Consider the following 6,000-nt stretch of genomic DNA (forward strand, 5'->3'; position numbering starts at 1 on the left):
GCTCGCGAGATGCCAGGCCCGATCAGGCGCGCGCCTCGCGATGCTGGAACAGCATGAACTGCCGGAACAGCTCGGCCTGGCTACCGATGTTGAGCTTGGCATGGCCGCTCAGGATCAGCCCGGCACGGCAGCACAACGCGCCGGGGCACCTCGCGCCATGCAAGCCAGTTAGGCATCCGGGGACTTTGCCGCCACACCCGCCCCGGGTAGTCTGGCGCCAGGACCACTTGCCGGAGCACGCATGTTCCCTCGCCCCGCCAGCGCCCTCGCCGCCCTCGCCCTGTGGCTTGGCCTCGCCACGCCGGCAGCCGCCGAAACGCGCGACTGCCCGGCCCCGGGTCAGTGGCTGTCCGGCGACGGTGCTCCGGTGGCCGACGACGCCCTGCTCGGCGCCATGGCCCAACGCCGGGTGCTGCTGCTGGGCGAGCGGCACGATCGCCCCGACCATCATCGCTGGCAGTTGCATACCCTGGCCGGGCTGCTTGCGCTGCACCCGAAGCTGATGATCGGCCTGGAAATGCTTCCGCGAGAGGCCCAGCCGGCGTTGGACGCCTGGGTGGCCGGAGAACTCGGCGAGGCCGAGTTCCTGGCCGCCAGCCACTGGTATCGGCACTGGGGGCTCGATCCCGATCTCTATTGGCCCATCCTGCACTTCGCACGCCTGCACAGGGTGCCGCTGGTGGCGCTGAACGTCTCGCGCGCGCTACGCCATCGGCTGTCTCGCGAGGGGTGGAACCGCGTGCCACTCGCGGAGCGCTTCGGCATCACCGCGCCGGCCCCGGCCTCGCCTGCCTATCGCCACGAGCTGGAGGACAGCTTCTCCGAACACGGCTTCGACCTGGACGACGAGGCCAAGGCCACCTTCGTCGCTGCCCAACTGGTGTGGGACCGTGCCATGGCCAGCGGCCTGGCACAGGCCGCCGAGGGCGACGGCCTGGTGGTGGGACTGATGGGATCTCGCCACCTGGCCGGCGGCCACGGCGTGCCGCATCAGCTGGCGGACCTGGGCATCCCGGATGCCGCGGTACTGCTGCCCCAGGACGCGGCCGCTGCCTGCGACCCAATGCCCCGAGGCCAGGCCGACGGTTTCTTCGTCATGGCGACCTCCCTCGATGACACCGCGCCCGCCCCGCGGCGGCTGGGCATCCGCCTCGGTCCCGGGCCATACGACATGGTCGTCCAAGCGGTGGCCGCGGACTCCGTGGCAGCGGCCTCCGGCCTGCGCGAGGGAGATCGCCTCGTCTCGGCGGCCGGGCGACCGCTGGACGCCCCCGGCGCTCTGCTTGCCCTGCTCGACGACATGCTCCCCGGCACCGCCCTGCCCCTCGTGGTGGAGCGGGACGGTCGACGCCGAGAGCTGCTGGCCCGCTTTCCGGCCCCATGAACCGCGACCGACGCGATCCATGCCACCCTGTCATCTTTTTCACCCTGGCGCCTGCCTGTTGCGCCGCGTCTTAAGAGTTCCTTAAGCCAGCTCCGCCAGGCTGGCGCCCGCCTGGCAGATGACCATGACGATTCCTTCAGAACTAGCCGAAAGTCGGGGGCCAGGACCCCTCATCCAGGTGAAACGTCCATAGTGATCGAGTCGGTCATGTAGTAGAATTACGCACGCTTTTTCAACCCCTCCTCCTCTACCTCAGGATGCTTTCGTCATGCTGACAAGATGTCGTACGCAACACTGGCTCCGGCAACGCGACCGGCTGCCAGGTTTTGTCGTGCTCGCCGCCCTGCTGCTGTTCAGCCCTCAGGTGCTGGCCGCCGGGGCCGGCGAGCTGAATCTCACCTACTCGTTGAGCGGCTTCATTGCCGTCACGCTGTTCATCGTTGCCTATGGCCTGGTCATGGCAGAGGAACAGCTGCACATGCGCAAGTCGAAGCCCGTGCTGGTCGCGGCGGGCCTTATCTGGACGTTGATCGGCTGGGTCTACGTCCAGGAAGGCCTGCCGGATGCCGCCGAGCACGCCTTCAAGGAAACCCTGCTCGAATACACCGAACTGCTGCTCTTCCTGCTGGTGGCGATGACCTACGTCAACGCCATGGAGGAACGCCGCGTCTTCGACAAGCTGCGCGCCTGGATGGTGGAAAAGGGCTTCAGCTATCGTGCCCTGTACTGGATCACCGGCATCCTCGCCTTCTGGATCTCGACCGTCGCCAACAACCTGACCACCGCGATGCTGATGTGTGCGGTGGTGCTCAAGGTGGCCGAGGGCGACAAGCGCTTCATCGGCCTGTGCTGCATCAACATCGTGGTGGCCTCCAACGCCGGCGGCGCCTTCAGCCCCTTCGGCGACATCACCACGCTGATGGTCTGGCAGTCCAAGCTGGTCGAGTTCCAGGAGTTCTTCGAGCTGCTGGGGCCATCGCTGGTCAACTATCTGGTGCCGGCGATCATCATGAGCCTGTTCATCCAGAACAAGAAGCCCAGTGCCCTCGAGGAGCATATCTGGCTCAAGCGCGGCGCTCGGCGGATCGTCCTGCTGTTCCTGCTGACGATCGTCATCTCCGTACTGTGCCACACCGTGCTGCACCTGCCGCCGGCACTGGGCATGATGACCGGCCTGGGCTTCCTGCAGTTCTTCGGCTACTACCTGCGCCGCAGCCTGCCGCGCTCGCTTGAGCGCAAGCGCACCCGCTACAGCCAGCGCGGAGACTGGCGCAAGCTGGAGTCGCTGGGCAGCGTGGTGCCATTCGACGTCTTCACCCGGATCGCCCGCTCCGAGTGGGACACCCTGCTGTTCTTCTACGGCGTGGTGATGAGCGTCGGCGGCCTGGGCTTCATGGGCTATCTGGGCCTGCTCTCCCAGACCCTCTATGCCGGCTGGGATCCGACCTGGGCCAACGTGGTACTGGGCCTGGTCTCGGCGGTAGTCGATAACATCCCGGTGATGTTCGCGGTGATCTCCATGAACCCCGACATGGCCATGGGCAACTGGCTACTGATCACCCTGACCGCCGGCGTCGGCGGCAGCCTGCTGTCGGTGGGCTCCGCCGCCGGGGTGGCGCTGATGGGCCAGGCCCGCGGCATCTACACCTTCGCCGCCCACATGCGCTGGGCGCCGGTCATTGCACTTGGCTACGTCGCCAGCGTGCTGACCCACCTGTGGATCAACGCCGACAGCTTCACGGTCTTCCACTGAACACGGCCGGCCCCGGCGGGCCGGTATCCACTCTACGCGCGGCGGGCCCTGGCCCGCCGCGCGTTCTTTCATGGCCACCGTTTTCACCTCGATATTCCGACGTCGACACTCTGGCGCCATCGGTCTCGGGTTCCAGGCCTATCTCTCCAAGCCCAGGCGCCGGTGCCATTCGGCCAGGCTCTCGTCCGGGTAGCCGGCGAAACAGCGATCGTCGGGCCCCGCCTCGACGTCGACCCAGGATGCCTTGCTGTCCAGCATCAGGTGGACACGCTCCGGCGGCACCGGCAATTCGGTATCGATCGCCGAGGCGAAGGGATGCACCAGCTCGGGCCAGTGGGGATCATGGACCCACAGCGCGCTGCCGCAGCGCGAACAGAAGTGCCGCTCGCCGCTGCTCGTTTCGCCGTCGATGACCGCACGATAGACCGTCTCATGTTCAGCGCCCTCGACCTCCAGGGTCGCGGCGAGCGCTCCGAGATTGATGGCGTATCCGCCACCACCCGCGGTCTTGCGACAGATCGAGCAATAGCAACGGTTGAAGGGATAGGGGTGCGGCGCCTCCACGCGAAAGCGTATCGACCCGCAATGGCAGGATCCTTCTAGCTTCATGGTGCCTCTCCTCGGGCTGCGCTGTCGCCCACAGCCTAGCCGATGAGAACCTCTTGCGGTGGGCCATCGGCCACGCCAATGAAATGGCCGGGGCAATGGCCCCGGCCATTTCCTGTCCGCGTGGCTCACCGCCACCAGGGATTGGTCTCGCGAACGTCCTGACGCCGCATCGGCCTGTCGATCTTGCGGCTGAGCGGCTGCTGCAGTGGTTCGCTGCGCATTTCCCAGGCATCGCCTGAGGCAAGCAGCATCGGGCTCTCGCCGATCTGCAGCGCAGTGTCGTTCCCGGCGGTGCGGAGGTCGGCGGAAGGCGATACCGACATGAGCGGCTCCATGGCCATCAGTGAACCGCATGTCATCAGCCCCACGACCAATGACGTCGCCAGAATCATGCGTTTCATGGGACACCTCAACGATTCTACGATCCGTATTGCAAAGCATGCACCCGGCCGACACGATGCTCGACCGGGGCACGACCGTGCCACCAGCCATGCCCGTCCTGGTGTGGTGGAGAGGAGTTGCGGGGGAAAGTGGGGACCCGTGGGAGGCCCCAGGTTCTCGGCGCTTCGCCTTCTGGCCGCCTTGGGTGGGCGCCCGGCGTTGGCTTCTTCACTATAGCTCTCGGCCACCCTTGCGAGAGGCCAATGAAAAAAAGTCCGGCTGCCGGGGCCGGCGTGTCGCTGATCTCGCTTGCCAAACCGGCCCGATGCGCTTGCGCTCAGCGCAACCCGTCCAGGTCGCCAAGCGGCCATGGGGTAGCCTCGACGGCCGACAGGCGACGAAGTGCCGCCCATAGCGTCACCTGGTTGGCGGTCAACACGCGCCTGCCCGCCTCTGCCTGCAGGGCCGCCAGCACGCCGAGGCTGTTGACGGCGGTATCGGGGATCAACAGCGGCGCGGTGGCCTCTGGATGCTGCGCGCGCAGGGATCTCACCTCGTACAGGATGTCAGCCGCATGGGAATCGGCGGCATAGGGGCAGTCGAGGGACTTCACCGTGCCCGCCGACACCCCCGCCTCGCGCAGGAAGCTCACCAGGCGCAGGGTGACGTCGTCGGGATAGGGGCTCAGCAGGTCCACCTGGCGGTGACCCAGCGCCTCGAGGACCTCCAGGAAGGCCAGTGCGGTGCTGGTGACCGGCACGTCCAGGACCGTTTCCAGTCGCTTGGCCTGTTCGCGGGCCCACTCGAGCCCGCCGATGAAGCTGGCGCTGGTGCAGGCCCAGATCACGGCCCCGGCGCCCTGAGCGACGAGTTCGCGGCCTACCGGCGCAAGCCGCTCGGGGTCACCGAGGGCCAGCAGCGCCGCCGGGGAATGATGGCCATCGCTGGACACCCTGCCCACCAGGAAACGGGGCGACTCCCCGCCCTGGCGCGCGGCCAGCTCGTGCCACTCGTAGTCGTCCGGGCCGTCATCGGGCAGCAGGATGCCAAGCCGGGCGTCGGAGATGCTCATCGGACGCGGTCCTCCGTGAGTGTCGAGATGATTGCCCCGAAACTCTAGCAGGGCGCTCGACGCTGCCCAAGACATCGCCACATGACCATCTCGCTAGCTCCACGGCCTCCTCCATGGACACTTTCTCTCTGCCCCTTCGCCTGCTTGCCGTCGTCAATGCGCCGCACACCCCGCCACGCCTTCGGCCAGGTCGCGAATGACCCCGGCATAGAGGTCGGGGCCGGGCTCGTGCCCCACGCCCAGCGGATCGATGACCGTCGAGGTATCCACGGGCATGTCGCCGAACACGCTGCGCACCAGATCGGGATTGAACTGGGGCTCGGAGAAGACGCAGTCGATGCCGAGTTCCGTGACCTTCTGCTGGATCTCGCGAATTCGCGCCGGGCTCGGGTCGGAGGCGTCTCCCAGCGAGATGGCGCCGGCCGCCGGTACGCCGAAGCGCCGCTCGAAGTACTGGTAGGCATCGTGGAAGACAATGAAGCGGGGGTCACCGGCATCCTCCAGACGCTGCTGGACCTGCCCGATCAATTGCTCCAGCTCCGCCTGACCGCGACGGGCGTTATCGCGATAGGCATCGGCATGTTCCGGGTCGGCCTCGGCCAGCGTCTCGGCCATGACGCCGAGCCACACCTGGGCATTGCGCGGGTCCAGCCAGGCATGGGGATCGAGGCCGTGGTGAGCATGATGGTGCCCGGCGCCGTGGTCGTGGTCGTGGTCGTGGTCGTGGTCGTGGTCGTGGTCGTGGTCGTGGTCGTGGTCGTGGTCGTGGTCGTGGTCGTGGTCGTGGTCGTGGTCGTGGTC

At 67.1% G+C, this 6,000-nt stretch carries 6 protein-coding genes; 2 read left to right on the forward strand and 4 right to left on the reverse strand.

Annotated features, from left to right (window positions below):
- Positions 1–241: 241 nt before the first annotated feature.
- Both FHR96_RS03975 and nhaD read left to right on the forward strand, forming a co-directional pair.
- Complete coding sequence (locus FHR96_RS03975) at positions 242–1,384, forward strand: ChaN family lipoprotein (protein ID WP_183386360.1); 1,143 nt, start codon at positions 242–244, stop codon at positions 1,382–1,384.
- 268 nt (positions 1,385–1,652) lie between these two features.
- Positions 1,653–3,137, forward strand: a complete 1,485-nt coding sequence (nhaD, locus tag FHR96_RS03980) for a sodium:proton antiporter NhaD (protein ID WP_221195684.1) — start codon at positions 1,653–1,655, stop codon at positions 3,135–3,137.
- 138 nt (positions 3,138–3,275) lie between these two features.
- Here nhaD and FHR96_RS03985 read toward each other — a convergent pair whose 3' ends face one another.
- The 4 genes from FHR96_RS03985 to FHR96_RS04000 form a co-directional block, all read right to left on the reverse strand.
- Complete coding sequence (locus FHR96_RS03985; RefSeq protein WP_183386361.1) at positions 3,276–3,746, reverse strand: GFA family protein; 471 nt, start codon at positions 3,744–3,746, stop codon at positions 3,276–3,278.
- 125 nt (positions 3,747–3,871) lie between these two features.
- A complete protein-coding gene (locus FHR96_RS03990; protein ID WP_183386362.1) occupies positions 3,872–4,147 on the reverse strand; it encodes a hypothetical protein in 276 nt (91 codons plus the stop codon).
- A 317-nt stretch (positions 4,148–4,464) separates the two neighbouring features.
- Positions 4,465–5,199 (reverse strand): maleate cis-trans isomerase family protein, encoded by a 735-nt coding sequence (locus FHR96_RS03995; RefSeq protein ID WP_183386363.1) that lies wholly within the window; start codon positions 5,197–5,199, stop codon positions 4,465–4,467.
- Between the two features lie 153 nt (positions 5,200–5,352).
- Positions 5,353–6,000 (reverse strand): zinc ABC transporter substrate-binding protein (locus tag FHR96_RS04000; RefSeq protein WP_183386364.1); only part of this gene is annotated, 648 nt, incomplete at its 5' end.

The sequence above is a fragment of the Halomonas organivorans genome (assembly GCF_014192055.1).
Classification (GTDB): domain Bacteria; phylum Pseudomonadota; class Gammaproteobacteria; order Pseudomonadales; family Halomonadaceae; genus Halomonas; species Halomonas organivorans.

What these genes read in the sequence shown, in the direction of transcription:
- FHR96_RS03990 (WP_183386362.1), bottom strand. Translation starts at nt 4,147, where the DNA reads ATGAAACGCATGATTCTGGCGACGTCATTGGTCGTGGGGCTGATGACA.
- FHR96_RS03975 (WP_183386360.1), top strand. Translation starts at nt 242, where the DNA reads ATGTTCCCTCGCCCCGCCAGCGCCCTCGCCGCCCTCGCCCTGTGGCTT.
- FHR96_RS03995 (WP_183386363.1), bottom strand. Translation starts at nt 5,199, where the DNA reads ATGAGCATCTCCGACGCCCGGCTTGGCATCCTGCTGCCCGATGACGGC.
- FHR96_RS03985 (WP_183386361.1), bottom strand. Translation starts at nt 3,746, where the DNA reads ATGAAGCTAGAAGGATCCTGCCATTGCGGGTCGATACGCTTTCGCGTG.
- nhaD (WP_221195684.1), top strand. Translation starts at nt 1,653, where the DNA reads ATGCTGACAAGATGTCGTACGCAACACTGGCTCCGGCAACGCGACCGG.